The 17,771-nt window shown below is 39.0% G+C and carries 19 protein-coding genes; 13 read left to right on the forward strand and 6 right to left on the reverse strand.

Going from position 1 to position 17,771, the window contains the following annotated elements; translation table 11 throughout:
• Positions 1-298: 298 nt before the first annotated feature.
• From JFU24_RS25065 to JFU24_RS25095, 7 genes are all read left to right on the forward strand, one after another.
• The gene (locus tag JFU24_RS25065) at positions 299-754 is read left to right on the forward strand and encodes a YaiI/YqxD family protein (RefSeq protein ID WP_056528775.1); all 456 of its coding nucleotides are present in this window, start codon (positions 299-301) and stop codon (positions 752-754) included.
• A 48-nt stretch (positions 755-802) separates the two neighbouring features.
• The gene (dnaG, locus tag JFU24_RS25070) at positions 803-2,611 is read left to right on the forward strand and encodes a DNA primase (RefSeq protein ID WP_053346990.1); all 1,809 of its coding nucleotides are present in this window, start codon (positions 803-805) and stop codon (positions 2,609-2,611) included.
• A gap of 39 nt (positions 2,612-2,650) precedes the next feature.
• Positions 2,651-3,784 carry an RNA polymerase sigma factor RpoD gene (rpoD, locus tag JFU24_RS25075; RefSeq protein WP_053346989.1) on the forward strand — a complete coding sequence of 378 codons (1,134 nt, stop codon included), beginning with the start codon at positions 2,651-2,653 and terminating at the stop codon, positions 3,782-3,784.
• A 289-nt stretch (positions 3,785-4,073) separates the two neighbouring features.
• Positions 4,074-4,604 carry a hypothetical protein gene (locus JFU24_RS25080; RefSeq protein ID WP_201185847.1) on the forward strand — a complete coding sequence of 177 codons (531 nt, stop codon included), beginning with the start codon at positions 4,074-4,076 and terminating at the stop codon, positions 4,602-4,604.
• A 234-nt stretch (positions 4,605-4,838) separates the two neighbouring features.
• A complete protein-coding gene (gene cccA, locus JFU24_RS25085) occupies positions 4,839-5,204 on the forward strand; it encodes a cytochrome c550 (protein WP_098177900.1) in 366 nt (121 codons plus the stop codon).
• A gap of 222 nt (positions 5,205-5,426) precedes the next feature.
• Positions 5,427-6,134, forward strand: coding sequence for a tRNA (adenine(22)-N(1))-methyltransferase (locus JFU24_RS25090; protein WP_201185846.1), 708 nt, complete (start codon positions 5,427-5,429; stop codon positions 6,132-6,134).
• Positions 6,131-7,249, forward strand: coding sequence for a Nif3-like dinuclear metal center hexameric protein (locus JFU24_RS25095; RefSeq protein ID WP_201185842.1), 1,119 nt, complete (start codon positions 6,131-6,133; stop codon positions 7,247-7,249). The genes JFU24_RS25090 and JFU24_RS25095 overlap by 4 nt, the downstream gene beginning before the upstream one ends.
• A gap of 45 nt (positions 7,250-7,294) precedes the next feature.
• Here the strand turns inward: JFU24_RS25095 and JFU24_RS25100 are convergent, their stop codons facing one another.
• Positions 7,295-8,239 carry a 4-hydroxy-3-methylbut-2-enyl diphosphate reductase gene (locus JFU24_RS25100; protein ID WP_201223637.1) on the reverse strand — a complete coding sequence of 315 codons (945 nt, stop codon included), beginning with the start codon at positions 8,237-8,239 and terminating at the stop codon, positions 7,295-7,297.
• Between the two features lie 115 nt (positions 8,240-8,354).
• Positions 8,355-9,047 (reverse strand): VrrA/YqfQ family protein, encoded by a 693-nt coding sequence (vrrA, locus tag JFU24_RS25105; protein WP_201185832.1) that lies wholly within the window; start codon positions 9,045-9,047, stop codon positions 8,355-8,357.
• A 546-nt stretch (positions 9,048-9,593) separates the two neighbouring features.
• On the opposite strand from vrrA, the gene JFU24_RS25110 reads away from it, so the two are divergent.
• On the forward strand, positions 9,594-10,907 hold the full coding sequence (locus tag JFU24_RS25110; protein WP_201185830.1) for a DEAD/DEAH box helicase: 1,314 nt from the start codon (positions 9,594-9,596) through the stop codon (positions 10,905-10,907).
• Between the two features lie 15 nt (positions 10,908-10,922).
• Complete coding sequence (locus JFU24_RS25115) at positions 10,923-11,819, forward strand: deoxyribonuclease IV (protein WP_098176713.1); 897 nt, start codon at positions 10,923-10,925, stop codon at positions 11,817-11,819.
• Between the two features lie 107 nt (positions 11,820-11,926).
• Here JFU24_RS25115 and JFU24_RS25120 read toward each other — a convergent pair whose 3' ends face one another.
• Entirely contained in the window at positions 11,927-12,187 is a 261-nt protein-coding gene (locus JFU24_RS25120; RefSeq protein WP_053346980.1) for a DUF2624 family protein, read from the reverse strand.
• Positions 12,188-12,401: 214 nt separating this feature from the next.
• Between JFU24_RS25120 and JFU24_RS25125 the strand changes: the two genes are divergently transcribed.
• Genes JFU24_RS25125 through JFU24_RS25135 form a run of 3 tightly spaced genes read left to right on the forward strand, consistent with a single transcriptional unit; the run spans position 12,402 to position 14,460 of the window.
• Positions 12,402-13,166 (forward strand): metal ABC transporter ATP-binding protein, encoded by a 765-nt coding sequence (locus tag JFU24_RS25125; RefSeq protein ID WP_116820721.1) that lies wholly within the window; start codon positions 12,402-12,404, stop codon positions 13,164-13,166.
• A 21-nt stretch (positions 13,167-13,187) separates the two neighbouring features.
• A complete protein-coding gene (locus JFU24_RS25130; protein ID WP_053346978.1) occupies positions 13,188-14,021 on the forward strand; it encodes a metal ABC transporter permease in 834 nt (277 codons plus the stop codon).
• A 13-nt stretch (positions 14,022-14,034) separates the two neighbouring features.
• Positions 14,035-14,460, forward strand: a complete 426-nt coding sequence (locus tag JFU24_RS25135) for a Fur family transcriptional regulator (RefSeq protein ID WP_201250665.1) — start codon at positions 14,035-14,037, stop codon at positions 14,458-14,460.
• Between the two features lie 33 nt (positions 14,461-14,493).
• On the opposite strand, the gene JFU24_RS25140 is transcribed toward JFU24_RS25135, so the two are convergent.
• A complete protein-coding gene (locus JFU24_RS25140; protein ID WP_056528677.1) occupies positions 14,494-15,078 on the reverse strand; it encodes a 5' nucleotidase, NT5C type in 585 nt (194 codons plus the stop codon).
• Positions 15,079-15,246: 168 nt separating this feature from the next.
• Here JFU24_RS25140 and JFU24_RS25145 point away from each other — a divergent pair, with 168 nt between their 5' ends.
• A complete protein-coding gene (locus tag JFU24_RS25145) occupies positions 15,247-15,702 on the forward strand; it encodes a DUF308 domain-containing protein (RefSeq protein WP_201185829.1) in 456 nt (151 codons plus the stop codon).
• Between the two features lie 183 nt (positions 15,703-15,885).
• On the opposite strand, the gene ispG is transcribed toward JFU24_RS25145, so the two are convergent.
• Positions 15,886-16,998 (reverse strand): flavodoxin-dependent (E)-4-hydroxy-3-methylbut-2-enyl-diphosphate synthase, encoded by a 1,113-nt coding sequence (gene ispG / locus JFU24_RS25150; protein ID WP_201225126.1) that lies wholly within the window; start codon positions 16,996-16,998, stop codon positions 15,886-15,888.
• A 209-nt stretch (positions 16,999-17,207) separates the two neighbouring features.
• The gene (locus tag JFU24_RS25155; RefSeq protein ID WP_201185828.1) at positions 17,208-17,540 is read right to left on the reverse strand and encodes a LysM peptidoglycan-binding domain-containing protein; all 333 of its coding nucleotides are present in this window, start codon (positions 17,538-17,540) and stop codon (positions 17,208-17,210) included.
• Between the last annotated feature and the right edge of the window lie 231 nt (positions 17,541-17,771).

The following is a 17,771-nucleotide window of genomic DNA, read 5'->3' on the forward strand; positions in this document are numbered from 1 at the left end:
GTGAGAAAAAAGTAATCTTAAGGTTTAGACTTAATTAATAAGGAATAAACTAAAGGTTAATGAGAAGTCAAGGTTTTTATCATAAAAATAATTCGACATGTTCCGTATAATTTTAAATTGGCTGACTCTGAATCAAGGTAAAAGCAGCATTGTAACTTTACTAAGAAGAGATTCCTTGAATTAAAAAGGTTGGCTCTTTTAGAGAATATTCTCTGACCCATGGCTGAAAGTTACATTATATCTCGATAAAGTTTAGGGGAGAAAAAGGATTATGCAGAAAGATGTAGAATTAAAAGGTATGAATAATAAACCAACCATACACGTCGATGCCGATGCATGTCCGGTGAAAGACGAGATCCTTCATTGTGCACGATTGCACGATGTCGAAGTCTGTTTTGTTGCGTCATATAAAAATATGATGAACAACCCTGAAGGTAAATGGGTATATGTCGATGCGGACAAAGAAGCGGCCGATCTTTATATAGTAAATTCAGTAAAAAAGGGTGATATCGTTGTAACTGCAGATATTGGATTGGCTGGAACCCTGCTTCCAAAAAGCGTTTATGTTCTTTCACCGAGGGGAAAAGAATACACAGACGAGAATATTTTTATGCTCCTAGATATGCGTTATCAGTCAGCGAAACTTCGCAGGCAGGGTAAACATACGAAAGGGCCGAAAGCATTCACAAAGGAAGATCGAACATGTTTTACAAATAAACTTTTGAAAACTTTGTCGAATTTTGCAGGGAATTAGAAGTCGGTATCGAATTAGAAACTATCACCAAAATTGCAAGGTGGAAAAATGACAAATGGCCGTATAGAAGATGAGAAAATAAACCAAATTCGTGAAGCTGTTGACATTGTTGATTTAATTGGAGAATATGTACAGCTGAAGAAGCAAGGGCGAAATTACTTTGGCCTTTGTCCTTTTCATGGTGAAAACTCGCCGTCGTTTTCCGTTTCAGCTGAAAAGCAAATCTTTCACTGTTTCGGTTGTGGGGCAGGCGGGAATATTTTCACTTTCTTAATGGATATAGAAGGCTACAATTTTGTGGAATCTGCGAAAGTTTTAGCTGAAAAAGGAAATGTTCCTTTAGATGTTGAAATAAATAAGGACTCCCAGCGTTCTAATATGCCTGCTGGCTCGCAGCAAATGTTTGAAGCACATGACTTGTTGCGAAAGTTTTACCACCATCTCCTCGTAAATACGAAGGAGGGTCAAGAAGCTCTTGAATATCTTCTTAAACGCGGATTTACAGAAGAGACGATAGAAAAGTTCCAAATTGGTTACTCATTGGATTCATGGGACTTTGTCTCCAAGTTTCTTTTAAAACGTGGGTTTCCAGCGGAATTTATGGAGCAAGCAGGGCTAATTATTTTTAGGGAAAAAGACGAGTCATATTTTGACCGTTTCAGAAATAGAGTCATGTTTCCAATTATGGATCACCAAGGGAATACGATTGCGTTTTCGGGAAGAGCAATGGGGGACGATGAGCCCAAATATTTGAATAGTCCCGAAACGCCAATCTTCAATAAAAGTAAAACTTTATATAATTTTCATCATGCAAGACCTCACATACGAAAGAAAGAACAAGTAGTTATTTTTGAAGGCTTTGCCGATTGTATTTCAGCTGTTCGTGCGGGTGTAGAGAATTCGGTCGCTACGATGGGGACCGCCCTAACCGATCAGCATATCCAGCTATTAAAAAGAAATACTGATCAGATACTAATCTGCTACGATTCGGACTCTGCGGGATTGAATGCGGCAAACCGTGCAGTTAATATGTTACAGGACAACGATTTTACAGTTAAGGTCGCGCTGATGCCTGATAACTTGGACCCCGATGACTACATAAAGGAATTCGGTGAAAAAAGCTTTGTTTCTGAAGTAATAGGGGCCAGTTTAACCTACATGGCATTCAAAATGCATTATTTACGACGAGGAAAAAACGTAAATAATGAAGGAGATCGAATTCAATATATCGAAGAAGTTCTTAGAGAAATTTCGCGATTGCCCAATGCTGTGGAGAGGGATCATTATCTCCGGCAGTTATCCTCTGAATTTTCTCTATCATTGGATGCGTTGGAACAGCAGCAGCGACAGGTATTTTTTGCAGAACGCAAGAAGGGGACACTGCCGCAGCCTGCAATACAAAAGAAAATGACCCTGCAATATGAGCATAAGTTAAAGCCAGCTCACCATAATGCTGAAACTAAGTTAATTGCCCATATGCTGAAAAGCAGGGATATGACTTTCAAAATTCAGCAGTTGCTTGGGCAAACAGTCTTTCATGTAGATGAACATCAGGCAATCATCACCTATTTATATGCGTTCTATGAAGATGGACACGAGCCGGATACAAGCTTTTTCCTTACTTATTTACCGGATCCAAACTTGAGAAGGATCGTTTCGGAAATAGAAATGATGTCAGTGAATGAGGAAGTTACCGAAAAAGAACTGACCGATTGTATAAATCAAGTGTTGAAATATGAAAAGTTGTTAAAGATAAAAGAAAAACAAGTTGAAGAAAAAGATGCAGTCAGACGTAGTGATTATGTAACTGCTGCACAAATTGCCATGGAAATCATCAAATTGCGTAAATTGTTGTAGTAAGTTGTTTAGGTGTAAGTCCTGGAAGGAGGGGAACTAATGGCTGAAAAACCAGCACGTTCCAAACAAGTTGATAATGAATTTAGCCTTGAGCAGGTGAAAGAAAAATTAATAGAGCTAGGTAAAAAACGGGGCTCTTTAACTTTAGAAAAAATCGCAGAAAAAATTGGCGGTTTTGAGTTAGATTCCGATCAAATGGATGAGTTCTATGAGGTGTTAACTGAAAACGGAGTCGAAATACTCACTGATGGTGAGGAAGACGAAGATGAAGATGATCCCGATGAGAAGAAACTTGCAAAAGAAGAAGAGTTTGACTTAAATGATTTAAGTGTTCCTCCTGGCGTAAAGATTAACGACCCTGTCCGTATGTATTTAAAGGAAATTGGTCGCGTTGACCTTTTATCAGCCGAAGAGGAAATCTCTTTAGCGATGCGAATTGAAGAAGGAGATGAAGAAGCAAAACGCCGTTTAGCTGAAGCCAACCTGCGTCTAGTTGTCAGTATTGCTAAGCGTTATGTTGGACGCGGTATGCTCTTCCTTGACCTTATTCAAGAAGGTAATATGGGACTTATCAAAGCGGTAGAAAAATTTGATTATCGCAAGGGATACAAATTTAGTACGTATGCAACATGGTGGATTCGCCAGGCCATTACTCGTGCCATTGCTGACCAAGCAAGAACGATTCGAATCCCGGTGCATATGGTTGAAACCATCAATAAATTAATTCGTGTTCAAAGGCAGCTTCTTCAGGATCTTGGACGTGAACCATCTCCAGAAGAAATTGCAGAGGATATGGATTTAACTCCGGAAAAAGTTCGTGAAATCTTGAAAATAGCTCAGGAGCCTGTTTCCTTGGAAACGCCAATCGGTGAAGAAGATGATTCCCACTTAGGTGACTTCATTGAAGATCAGGACGCGACTTCTCCATCTGAACATGCAGCATATGAACTATTGAAAGAACAGCTTGAAGACGTATTAGACACACTGACAGATCGTGAAGAAAATGTCTTGAGACTTCGCTTTGGACTTGATGACGGCCGTACACGGACGCTTGAAGAGGTAGGTAAAGTGTTTGGAGTTACCCGCGAGCGTATCCGTCAAATTGAAGCGAAAGCATTACGTAAGCTGAGACACCCAAGTCGCAGCAAACGCTTGAAAGACTTCTTAGAATAGAAATAAATATGCCTTTCACAAGAGCCACTCTTTGAATGCCAAGCGTTCGGGAGTGGCTTTTTTTCACGTGATTAAATGTAAAAATATACATATAAGGACAATATTTATGTACTTATCTATATAATGGAGACGAGATTCAGTACATTAAATATCTAATAATCGGAACATAGGTATCCACTGGTATCGTACGAACGTTCCCCTTAGTGCCGAGCAAAATGTTAAAATCAATCTTAAATGAATCGCTTTATTAGCCGATATAAAGAACAAACGGGCATGAGGATGTGTATTCATGGATGAGACGAGAAAGAAAATTATCATTCAAGAAATTAACTCCTGGAAGGAAAGTCATATGATTCCGGAGCAATATTGTAATTACTTACTTGCATTATACTGTCAAGGAGAATTACCACCTGCTTATTCGAATAAAACCGGAAGCGATAAAAAAGACATTCTTTCAGGGCTGATAATAGGAGCCTTTTTTGTATTTATTGTATTTTTGAATTATTTTACTGAAATACCCATAAGAATGCAAATTGTTGTGACAACAATTTCTATCATCATCTTTGGGTTTTTAGTTCGCCGCTTTATTAACAAAAAGATTGTTTTTCAATTGACGTTAATAGGAATGGCATTATTAATGCTTTTATTTACAGTTAAATTGACTGAATTAATTGCCCCTGGCAAGGAAAGTATTCTTAATACTTGTTTGTTTATCCATTGCGGGCTCTGGATTTTAATAGGGAAAAAGCTAAAGCTGATCTATTTCTCCATATCGGGGTGTCTAGGGGTTATTATCACTATTTACTTTTTATTAATATAATTAAAATGGACAATAAAGTGTTTTAATAGAAATTTTAGGGTATTATGGAATATATATATAAAAGAAAAAACTGTTTGGAAATATACATAAGTTTTTGACAATTTTAAGAAATTATATAATATCTTCTATTTTTGGGCTTTTACTTGAAACTCTTTTCAAGTAAAATAATATATAGCTGTTTGTATATAATATTAAATATGGTAGGTTTAGGTTCTACATAGGGGAGGAAATACTATGAAAAATCCAGTAATGCCTTTTATTATTATCATGGTTTTTGGTATTGGACTTATGTTTTTACTTTCGTTTAAAGGTTTGGGTGATGCCAAAGATCTTGCTAAGGAAAAAGAAGGCGGCGCAAAGACAGAAGAAACAGAAAGTGCCTCAGCATCACCTGAAGACATCTATAAGCAGACCTGTATCTCTTGTCATGGTGATGCCTATCAGGGTGGTGTCGGTCCAGCTCTAAAAGGAGTTGGCGATCGTCTATCAGTAGACGAAGTTAAAAATGTAATTACTAATGGACGAGGTGCCATGCCACCAGGTTTAGTCGAAGAGCAAAACATTGATGCCATGGCCGAGTATATTCACGGACTGAAATAATTTATGAAAACTGACTCAAAAAATCGTTGGAAGGCGAGCTTTTTGAGTCAGTTTTTCTTTTCTTCCGCAAAACAAAGATTCCAATGATGGAAGTTGTCCTTTGTCTAGTGATTGAGAGAGAGCCATATTTCTCTCGTTCTGTAATTTTTCCATAGAACTTGTTATAATCGAATGGGAAACTAAACTATGTAAGACATTATTTGAGTTAAGAGAGTTGATAATATGAATCATGAAAAACTATCGATGAGATTAGAACGTGTTGCTATACATATACCAAAAGGAAGCATCCTTGCAGATATTGGTTCAGACCATGCGTACTTGCCTTGCTATGCAGTGAGTAATGGACTGTGTGACCAGGCTATAGCCGGGGAGGTTGTAGAAGGACCATATCAGTCAGCTCGCAAGCAAGTGGCTATAACAGGGCTTCAGGACAAGATTGAGGTCCGTAAAGGAAATGGACTTGAGGTGTTGAATCCTGATGAAGCTACATGCATTACGATTGCAGGCATGGGCGGGACATTAATCTCAAGTATATTGGAAAGTGGAAAAGAAAAACTGGGCAAGGCAGAGAGGCTTATCCTTCAGCCGAATGTTGGTGCAGCAAATGTTCGTAGCTGGCTAATCGATAACGGCTGGGAATTAACTGGAGAAGAAATCCTCGAGGAAGATGGAAAAATCTACGAAATCTTAATTGCTGAAAAGGGGGACCCGCTTCAACCTTATCGTGTAAATAAGCAAATTGGCCTCATGTTTGGGCCGTTCTTGACAAAGCAATTCAGTGACACTTTCATAAAAAAATGGCAGCTTGAGAAAAGACATTTGGAAAGAATCATCGAACAATTGGATGAAAGCGGCCGAAGCGGCTTAGAATCGAAGCGTAATGAATTAGAAGCTCAAATTTCTGTAATTGAGGAGGTGCTTAAAGGGTGAAGACAGCAAATGGTTTTCAAATCATTGAGATGTTTGAACAGTTCTCTCCAAAGCAATATGCGATGGATGGAGATCCAATCGGATTACATGTCGGACAATTGAATAAGCCGGTTACAAAAGTGATGATTGCCCTTGATGTGCTAGAAGAGGTTGTGGACGAAGCAATTGAATGTGGTGTGGAACTAATCATTGCCCATCATCCCCTTATTTACCGTCCATTAAAGAAAATAGATACAACCGTTGCTGGCGGACGTATCATAGAAAAGCTGATCAAGCATGATATTGCTGTTTATGCTGCACATACTAATTTGGATGTTGCTAAGGGCGGGGTAAATGATTTACTTGCAGATGCTCTTCAATTACAGGATACAGAGGTACTTATTCCTACTCATGAAACAGCTCTAAAGAAATTGGTCGTGTATGTGCCTAAGGCTGATGAACAAAAGATAAGAGAAGCCTTAGGTAAGGCTGGAGCAGGAGCAGTCGGAAATTACAGCTATTGTTCGTTTTCAGGTGAAGGTACTGGACGATTTTTACCAGGTGAAGGCAGTGAACCGGCAATTGGCTCACTAGGGAAGCTTGAAGCGGTTGCTGAAGTTCGGGTTGAAACGATATTCCCGGAAAATATCGAGAAGAAAGTGCTTTCTGCGATGATTAAAGCCCATCCGTATGAAGAAGTCGCTTACGATATTTATAAGCTGGAGAACAAAGGAGAATCACTTGGATTAGGTAAAATTGGTGTGCTTGCAGAAGAAATGTCACTTGAGCAATTTTCACAACATGTGAAACAAACACTAGATGTTGATAAGGTACGTGTCGTCGGAGATTTGCATAGTCCGATAAAAAAAGTAGCAGTTCTTGGAGGAGACGGTAATAAATACTTTACCACCGCGAAATTTAAGGGTGCTGATGTGTATGTTACAGGTGATATGTATTATCATACGGCCCATGACGCGATGATGATTGGTTTGAATATTGTGGACCCTGGCCACAATGTTGAAAAAGTGATGAAAAAAGGCGTTGCGCGAATCCTAAAAGAAATGTGTCACGAAAGAAACTTCGATGTAGAGTTCATTCCATCTGAGATAAATACCGACCCTTTTCGATTTATTTAAACATACGAAAAAAGGCAACCACTATGGCTGCCTTTTTTTGAGAATTTATTTCTTTACTTTAATTTTAGGTAAAATTTTATGCAATGGTGTTTTCTTTTCCGTATTCCAGGTCTCTTCATTATTTGGGTCATATTGCTCTATGAATGCAATAACTTCTTTTGTAATCGGTGTTGGTGTAGAAGCACCAGAAGTAACAGCAACGGTTTCTGCACCTTTTAGCCACTCGAGGTTCAGCTCGGAAATGTCAGCAATGCGATAAGCGGTTGTGCTGGCAATTTCTTGGGATACTTGTGCAAGACGATTAGAATTGTTACTTTTCGGATCACCAACAACGATTAAAACATCGGCTTCTCCAGCTTGCTGGGCAACTGCTTCTTGACGTACCTGTGTGGCTAAACAGATTTCCTTATGGACTTCAGCGTGTGGAAACTTTTCTTTAACCTTATCCATGATATCCAATACGTCCCATTGGCTCATGGTGGTTTGATTGGTCACAATAATCTTTTCACTGTTCAAAGTTAAGGCTTCAACATCTTCATCCTTTTGAACCAGGTGAACGACATCGGGGGCAACTCCAACTGCGCCCTCTGGTTCAGGGTGGCCTTTTTTGCCGATATAGATAATTTGATACCCTTCAGCTTCTTTTTCCCGTATTAAGTCATGTGTTGCGGTAACATCAGGGCAAGTAGCATCGAGTGTAACAAGCCCTTTTTTCTCAGCAATCTTCCGAATTTCAGGGGAAACACCGTGAGCAGTAAAGATAACGGTTCCGCTGTCCACTTGTTCGATGATCTCGTTACGGTTACTGCCATCTAACGTGATGATTCCTTCTTCTTCAAAAGCATCAGTTACATGTTTGTTATGAACAATCATACCTAAAATGTATATAGGACGTGGCAAGGTTTTATCTAAAGCCGCATTTCGGGCGATGACCATGGCATCGACAACGCCATAACAATAGCCGCGCGGGGAAATTTTAATCACTTTCATCTATGTGTCCTCCTTCAAAGGCAAGAAACTCTCACTATTTATACCTTTCTATTATATAAGACCATAGATGATATTACAAAACATCCTATTTGCCTAAAATTAGCTTTTTCGAATTTTAAATATAAAGCTTAGGGCCAGAAGACCTTACCCTTGTGGTTTCAGGACGAACTTTAGAGATTGGTTTTTCAGGGGTAACGGTTTCTTGTTTAGTTGTATCCTCCTTTATCTCATTGGTATTTGGTGACACATCTTTTGCTTTTGTTTCAACTTCACTTTCACCTTCTGATTTCACTGTATCATCACTGGATGATATGCTTCGGAAAACCTTCCACATGGACGGCAAGTTTTTAATAACTGGGCCATATTGCTCTACCATTGGAGTGAATTGTTCGGCTGCCTGCAGCACTTTTTGCGTGTTGTTGAGCATATTGTTCAGGGAATCAGGGTTTTTTAATGTCTCTAAAATCCCACCTCCACTACTTCTTGAAGAATTTTGGTTGGTAGAAGAAGCAGCTGGCGCAAATAAGTTTGGGGAAGCTGCATTCTGTTTGGACTTACCCAGAATTCTTGATAACAATCCTTCTTTCTTCGCAGGTGGCTGTTCCGGCCTCTGTGGCTGATTGAATGGGCCACGGAAACCTTGAGGTATTTGTTGAGGTCTATTTGGTGCAACAGGTCGACGCATCTGTTGAAAAGCGTTTGGATTTTGCTGCTGGGGTCCTCTAAATGGGCCTGGTGGCTGCGGCATTCGCCTTCCATTAGGTGGTTGAAAACCGGGTCCGGGTGGCCGATTTCTACCTGGGAACATAGGTTTCACCTCCTCTAAGTTTATATGCTGGTGTTTTCTTCTATATAAATTATGCAGTTCAACAAAAAAGGTTTGAGGAAAGAATGACTGGGCTGTTGTGAAGTAACCGGAAAGAAGGTAAGATGGTAACGGTAGTCTTTTAGCTCCATGTCTGCGGGGGATACGCTATGGCCAGGACAGGGGCTTTTCGTTTGCAAGAGTCCATTTAAGAGAACTAACCTAAGCGCTTGCGCTTTTTATTTTTTTTTAGCTTCAGCGCCTAGCTCGTTGTGAAAAAGATGATGGACCTCAAAAGGCAAAAATCGCCTTATGGGTCAATCCCTATTTTCTTCACGAGCTACCCAAGGCGCTTGCGCTTTTTGTATAATCTAGCTTCAGCGCCTAGCTCGTTGTGAAAAAGATGATGGACCTCAAAAGGCAAAAATCGCCTTATGGGTCAATCTCTATTTTCTTCACGAGCTACCCAAGGCGCTTGCGCTTTTTGTATAAAATTTATTATAATAATAGGACATGTCTATTGACTGACAAGGATAAAGGAGTTTTTTGATGAAACAAAACCAATTTGAACGATTTAATTTGAAAAGCTACATTCTAGATGCGGTTCGTACTTTAGGGTTCGATAAGCCGACGGAAATTCAAGAACGTGTGCTTCCGTCGCTTTTAAAGGGAAGTAGCTTAATAGGACAGTCGCAGACAGGTACGGGTAAGACACATTCCTATTTGCTGCCAATTATGAACAAGCTTGATGCTGGTAAAAATGAAGTTCAAGCGATTATTTCCGCACCAACCCGTGAGTTAGCGAACCAAATCTACAAAGAAGCTTTGAAAATTGCAGACCATTTCCCAGAGGATGAGCAGATTCAAGTCCGTTGCTTTATCGGTGGTACTGATAAACAGCGAATGATTGATAAATTAAAGATACAGCCACAACTGGTTATTGGGACTCCTGGTAGGATTAAGGATTTGGTTGAAGCTCAGGCCTTACAAGTGTATACAGCAAAAATGCTTGTAGTCGATGAAGCGGACCTAATGCTTGACATGGGATTCCTTGAAGATGTCGATTTATTTGCTTCACGTATGGCTGAAAAAATTCAAATGCTTGTTTTCTCGGCAACTATACCAGAAAAATTAAAGCCATTTTTGAATAAATATATGGAGAATCCGAAATATGTTCAAGTGAACCCTAAACAGGCGACTGCTGCAAAAATTGAACATGTCTTAATTCCGCTCCGCCATCGTAACAGAGAGCAGTTACTGCATGATATCATTGTTCGTTATAATCCGTATTTGGCGATTGTTTTCACAAACACCAAAAAAATGGCAGATCATGTGGCTAATTCTTTGATTGAAAAAGGGTTGAATGTCGGTCGTATTCACGGAGATTTAACACCGCGTGAGCGTAAAAAAATGATGAAGCAAATTAAAGATTTGGAATATCAATTTATTGTTGCGACAGATTTGGCTTCGCGTGGAATCGATATTGAAGGTGTCAGCCATATCATTAACTATGAATTGCCATCAGATTTGGACTTTTATATCCATAGAACAGGAAGAACAGCTCGTGCAGGATATTCAGGTATCGCCGCAACGATCTATGATACATCTGATGAAGATTCATTGAACCGTCTTGAAAAAATGGGAATCGAATTTCATGATGCCGATATCCAAAACGGCGATTGGATTAATATAGACGAGCGTAATAAACGGAAAAACCGTAAGAAACAAAAATCTGATATTGATGTCAAAGCAAGTAGGCATGTTAAGAAGCCAACTAAAGTTAAGCCTGGTTACAAGAAGAAAATTCAACGTGATGTGGAAAACTTTAAAAAACGTGAACGTCGTATACAGAGAAAGAAATAATAAGGGAGTAATTAGATGCTGAAGATTGGATCGCATGTTTCAATGAGCGGGAAAAATATGCTTCTTGCTGCGAGTCAAGAAGCGGTTTTATATGGCTCCAACACATTCATGATCTATACGGGAGCCCCTCAAAATACAAGACGTAAAAAAATCGAGGATTTAAATATCGAAGCCGGTAGATTGCATATGGAGGAAAATGGAATTAGTGATATCGTGGTCCATGCCCCCTATATCATCAACATCGGAAATACGACGAATCCAGCCACATATGAGCTGGGAGTCAACTTTTTACGTAGTGAAATCGACCGGACAGAAGCGTTAGGTGCAAGACAGATTGTTCTTCATCCAGGTGCACATGTTGGTGCAGGCAGTGAACTCGGAATCAAGAGAATCATCGAAGGCTTAAACGAAGTGCTCACTGCCGATGATAAAGTTCAAATTGCCCTTGAAACGATGGCTGGTAAAGGAACTGAATGTGGCCGTTCTTTCGAGGAGTTAGCGATGATCATCGACGGTGTAACCCATAATGATAAGTTATCGGTATGCTTCGATACATGCCATACTCATGATGCTGGATATAATATCATCGAGGATTTCGATGGTGTACTAAATGAATTTGATAAACTAGTCGGTATTGACCGCATCAAGGTCCTTCATATCAACGACAGCAAAAACGAACGCGGTATGCGTAAAGACCGCCATGAAAATATTGGTTTTGGCCATATTGGTTTTAATGCGTTGAATTATATTGTCCATCATCCGCAATTAAGCGATGTTCCGAAAATACTGGAAACACCTTATGTAGGAGAAGACAAGAAAGACAAAAAGGCACCTTATAAATTTGAAATTGATATGTTTAAGAACAATCAATTCGAAGAAGATTTATTGGAAAAGATCATGTTACAAAAATAATAATGTTGAAAGGGCGATTCATCGAAATAACGATGAATCGTCCTTTCATTTTACTTACAATGTGGACGAATGCCTAGGTAACTAAGTCAGACAGCCGGCAGAGTTATTTAAAAATTGGAAGTAAGATTGTTGAAGAGGGTTTCAATTTCCCTAGCTGTGCTGGCTCCGGCAACATTAGTAATTTGACCAAGAACGTTCTGTCTTTGACGTATATCAAAAATGTTAATGTTTTTACCTTTTAGAAGTGCGCTGATATCTTGTGCTTGTTTTTGAGTTAGTGAAACCTGGTGCTGCCTCGCAAGGGAAAGTAGTTCATCGGGTCGTATATTGTTAATTTTATGATTAACCATCATTTCAAATAATTTCATACGATCTCCTCCTTTTTTAAAACATATGAAGAAGGTAGACGTATGTGAACATGAAACTTTGTTTGATTCTCGAGAAATTGATTTAAATAATGAATTTTAGTATTTCAGGGCGAAAAAGCTCTTGATTAGAGAGCCGGATTCTTTACATCTGAACTTCTTTGATTTATACTAACCATTGTTAATCGTAATGATTCTTAAAAAAAAGGTGATCTCTTTGGATAATGTAGTAAACCCCATTGTTAAATTAGAAGATATATCTTACAAATATACAAAAGATCTAGTGTTGGAACATGTTTCGCTTGAAATCCCTAAAGGGGCTTTTTTAGCAATTGTCGGACCAAATGGATCCGGTAAGTCCACGCTTTTGAAGTTGCTACTTGGTTTATTTAAGCTCCAAAAAGGAAAAATTGAAATATTTGGGGAAGATATACGACGCTTTAAAGATTGGCAAAAGGTCGGGTTTGTGTCACAAAAGGCGAACTCCTTTAACTCAGGATTCCCTGCAACTGTATTTGAAGTGGTTCAAAGCGGTTTGACCAAAAAAATCGGTTTATTTAAATTTGCAAGTAAAGAGGATAAGCAAAAGGTAAAGAAAGCTTTGGAATCTGTGGACATGCTCGATTATCAGAGCCGCAATATCGGTGAATTATCCGGGGGCCAGCAGCAGAGGGTATTCATTGCCCGATCACTTGTCAGTGAGCCGGAATTGATGATCCTGGATGAACCTACGGTCGGAGTGGATTCAAAGAACGTCCACCAATTTTATGAAATGCTGGAAATGTTAAATGAAAAATTAGGAATTACCCTAATTTTAGTCACTCATGATGTTGGTACGGTGACCGATAAAGTCACACATGTCGCCTGCTTGAATAAAAAGCTTCATTTTCATGGGGATGCCTGTGAATATAATGATTTGGATGAGGGAGAACTGTCATCAATTTATGGGCACGGCGTCCAACTGTTAAATCATAATCATTAAAATGTTTTGGAGGATAGCCCAATGATATCGGGGATATTGCAATTTGAATTTTTGCAGAACGCTTTTTTGACTGGAATCATCATCGGAGCGCTTGCGCCATTAGTAGGCGTTTTTGTCGTGGTAAGAAGGATGTCGATGATTTCCGATGCACTTAGTCATGTAGCGCTTGCTGGAATAGCATTTAGTTTATTGCTTCAAAAGAGCTTTCTATCACTTGCTGGATTGAATCCGCTATATATAGGGATGGCTTTTTCAGTAGGGGGTTCTTTATTTATTGAAAAATTAAGAGGGGTGTACAAGCATTACCAAGAACTTGCAATCCCAATCATTATGTCCGGTGGCATGGGTCTGAGTGTAATTTTTATTTCAATTGCGGATGGTTTCAATACGGATTTATATGGTTATTTATTCGGAAGTGTCAGTGCAGTCAGCCGTTCAGATTTGTATGTCATTTTGGCAGTGGGAATAGTAGTTTCCTTGATGCTTACCCTATTGTATAAAGAACTATTTCTGTTATCATTTGATGAAGAGCATGCTAAAGCTTCTGGAATACCTTATAAAGCGATTCACTTTATATTTATTGTCATGGTAGCATTGGTCATTGCTGCTTCGATGAAAATTATTGGAATATTGCTAGTCTCATCGCTCATGACGCTACCAGTTGCAGCTAGCCTCCGCTTTGCGAAGGGTTTTAAGCAGATGATTGTTTATTCCGTATTATTCGGTGAAATTTCCGTTGTCGGCGGATTATTTTTATCATACAACCTTAATCTCGCTCCAGGTGGGACAATTGTTATTATCGCAGTGCTAATTCTCATCTTGTCAATTTTGTTTGATAAGTGGAAAAATCGATAGATGGGGTGATGTTTTGAACGTAACAACTGCCATGCAATTACTAAAAGATAAAGGCTTTAAACATACAGGAAAGAGAGAAGAAATGCTTCAGCTTTTTTCTTCCAGTGATAAATATTTAACCGCTAAAGATGTGTTGGAGAATATGAAACAGGAATATCCAGGCTTAAGCTTCGATACGATTTACCGTAATCTTTCCTTGTTTGTCGAACTCGGAATCTTTGAGACGACCGAGTTGGAAGGAGAAAAGCATTTTCGCTTTACATGCGGACATTCTTCACACCATCACCACTTCATCTGTTTGAATTGCGGTAAAACGAAGGAAATCGAATTATGCCCGATGCAGGAACTTCAGGAAAGTTTGAAGGACTATGATGTTTCGGGACATAAATTTGAAATTTACGGACGCTGTCCTGCATGTAGTGTTTTTGTAGAAGCGTAAAAAACCATTGACTTCAGTCAATGGTTTTTCTTTTTATTTTATAGTAAGGGGCTTTTCTGCCATCCAATTATTCACCCAGTGAGAGGCTTCTTGCCAATTGTTGACTCGTATCACTCTATCGGGCACAGGATCTTGGTTATAAGGGGTATTAAATAAAATTACGGGTATTTTGCACTCTTCAGAAATGGCCACCGCATTATCATGCTTGTCTTCCAAAAAGAGATCGACGGCAAATTTTTTGGCTGTAGCAACTTTATCGTGTGAACCAACCAACTCTAGGTGGTTATAAATGACCTTATTCGTTGAAAACCAATTCTTTGTTACATCTAGCAGGCGGTTGCTTCTGGCACTGATAAAATATAAGTCAGCTTGGTCTGTCCACTTTTCCAATATATCTTTTGCTCCCTCAGCCAATATAGACTCGGAATAAATGAGTGGCTCGGTTTCTATGAACCATTTGGTGAAGTCTTCTTTTGGTACATTTACAAAAGGGAATAAGTCATACTCAGTAATATCTTCATAAGCTAAATTCAGTTGAAAAGCTTTATTTAAATAGGGGACCATGGTATCAGGTCTTGTAACAGTCCCATCTATATCAATGCCAAAACGTTTTTTCATGATGAATCTCTCCTCATTTTCAATACTTGTAATAGTGTACCATATACCAACTTAGCAATGGAAAAAAACCATATTTATTTCCAAGACATGAAACCTTTTTCACGGTAGTTTCTTTAGATTGTACATACACTATAAATGCTCCTACAAATGAAAGTGAGGGATGCACGAATGGAAAAAGATGAATACTCCAGTATTGACGATGAGATGCGATCTAAAGAGGAAAGTGTACCAGCAGTTGTAGATGATCAGCATCATGAGCGTTATTATAATGAAGATACAGCTGCAGATGACAGGCGATATGAAAATCGGGAGTCTAATGTAAAGACGGATAACCGCTATCGTGAAGAAACTTCTGCCGAAATATCAACACCACCTCAGCGAAGCAGAGGATATAATGACGAGTCGGTTGATTCTGAAGGGATAACTTCAAGAGGAAACGTTGTTGGAGTTATATCCTTAATCATCTCCATAATATCGTTATTTATGATGCCCTTCATCTTAGGGGCTTTAGGGATAATTGTCGGTATTTTTGCTCGCGTTCGAGGATCAAAAATGGGTACATGGGCCATAGTTATTGGTGCAGTCTCCATCATTGTCGGCATATTTATTCTGCCGTTCTTTTAAAGGAGCATATGCTTGCCTTCGATGTCGTTTTCATGACATTGAAGGCGCTTTTTTTGTTTGTAATCAGTACAAATTTTATGCTTAACACTTTTCTAATGGCTTATCGACTAATGGTGAGTTATATTTATTTGAATTTAGTGCTTAAAAAGAAAAAAGTCCCGAAAATAAAATTCGGGACTTTTTTTATTTAGTTAAGGCTGCAGCAGCAGCAGCTTCTGCTCTTTGTTTTTCATAGTACTCTTCAGCGATTTTGTCAATTTCCTTTTTCAGTTCCTCGACCATCGTTTCTTCAGGCACTTTACGTACGATTTGTCCTTTTCTAAACAGTAAACCTTCACCACGTGCTCCAGCAATGCCGATATCCGCCTCACGAGCTTCACCAGGGCCGTTTACCGCACAACCTAGAACAGATACCTTAATTGGTGCTTTAATCGTCTGGATGTACTCTTCAACCTCATTAGCGATTGAGATTAAATCAATTTCGATACGTCCACATGTAGGACAAGAAATTAAAGTAGCCATGTTAGAAGCAAGTCCAAATACTTTTAGAAGCTCCCTTGCCACTTTCACCTCTTCGACAGGATCAGCACTTAAGGAAACACGCATCGTGCTTCCGATACCTTGGCTTAGGATGGCACCTAGTCCGGCAGCACTTTTTACAGTTCCGGAGAACAGTGTACCTGATTCCGTAATCCCCAGGTGTAGAGGATAATCGAATGCTTTTGAAGCTTTTTCATATGCTTCTATGGCTAAATTTACATCAGAAGCCTTCATGGAAACGATAATGTCATGGAAATCGTGATCTTCCAGGATCTTGATATGGTGTAAGGCACTTTCAACCATGCCATCGGCAGTTGGGTATCCATATTTATCGAGGATCTTCTTCTCGAGAGAACCAGCATTGACTCCAATACGAATCGGAATTCCTTTTGCTTTCGCCGCTTTAACAACTGCTTCAACTTTTTCACGTCGTCCGATGTTACCAGGATTAATCCTGATTTTATCTGCTCCGCCTTCTATTGCTTTAAGAGCCAGCTTATAATCAAAATGAATATCAACTACAAGTGGGATGTTTATCCGTTTTTTTATTTCAGGAATGGCATCAGCTGCTCTTTCATCTGGGCAGGCCACACGTACGATTTGGCAACCAGCTTCTTCAAGACGAAGAATTTCTGCAACTGTTGCTTCAACATCATGTGTTTTTGTTGTAGTCATGCTTTGTACAATAACTTCATTATTGCCGCCAATTGTTAAGTTTCCGACTTTAATTGGCCGCGTCTTAGTGCGATGTATGATTTCACTCAAGTGGAATTCTCTCCTTTAGGAAAAAATCAGTTTTGATTTTTAATTTATTTCTCTAAAATATTGTATCAATGTACATACCGCTTTACAAGGAATAGGATGTATTATCTTTTTTTGTATCAAGAAAGTATTCCGTTTTTGGTGTATTTGGATGCTTTACGACAAGTCTAAGGCGCTTTTTGAAACCGTGGACCCTTTGATAGTTATTTATAAACAGGAATTTTATATGTTTTGCCAATTTGCATTTGTTCGGGCTTCAACCCTTCGTTCAGTCCTTGAAAGTCAGATATAATTGTCTCAATCGGCTGGTTTGATGCGCCGATTTCCTTTTCAACGATGGAGAGTAATGTATCACCAGGTTTGATGGTGATTTCATTGTAAGCCACTGAAGGGACAGATACAGGCTTACTTGCCGGAACAGATGGCTCGACTGAAGTGGTTGATGGATGGGAATCCGGCAGTGTACCTGTTGTTAAATCAAAATAAATAATAAATATAATGAAACAGAATGAGATAAAAAGCAGTAGCCGTTTCATTTTTCCATCCTCCCAAGCTTGTCTTTAATACATATATACTTGGAAGGTTTAAAGATTATGCCTAAAATTGGGCAGATTTTTCAAATGAAAATTAGTACTTGCTTGTACGACTTTTTATTTTGTAGTGTAAAAGCCCTTTTATATGAATTGGTGTTAAGAAAGTAGCGGATTTCCTTTGGCGTCAGATCAATCTTTTTTTGCCCTATTATTAAGATTAAAGGTTAATAAACC

Origin of the sequence: Peribacillus sp. TH27 (genome assembly GCF_016650915.1) — a bacterium.
Classification (GTDB): domain Bacteria; phylum Bacillota; class Bacilli; order Bacillales; family DSM-1321; genus Peribacillus; species Peribacillus butanolivorans.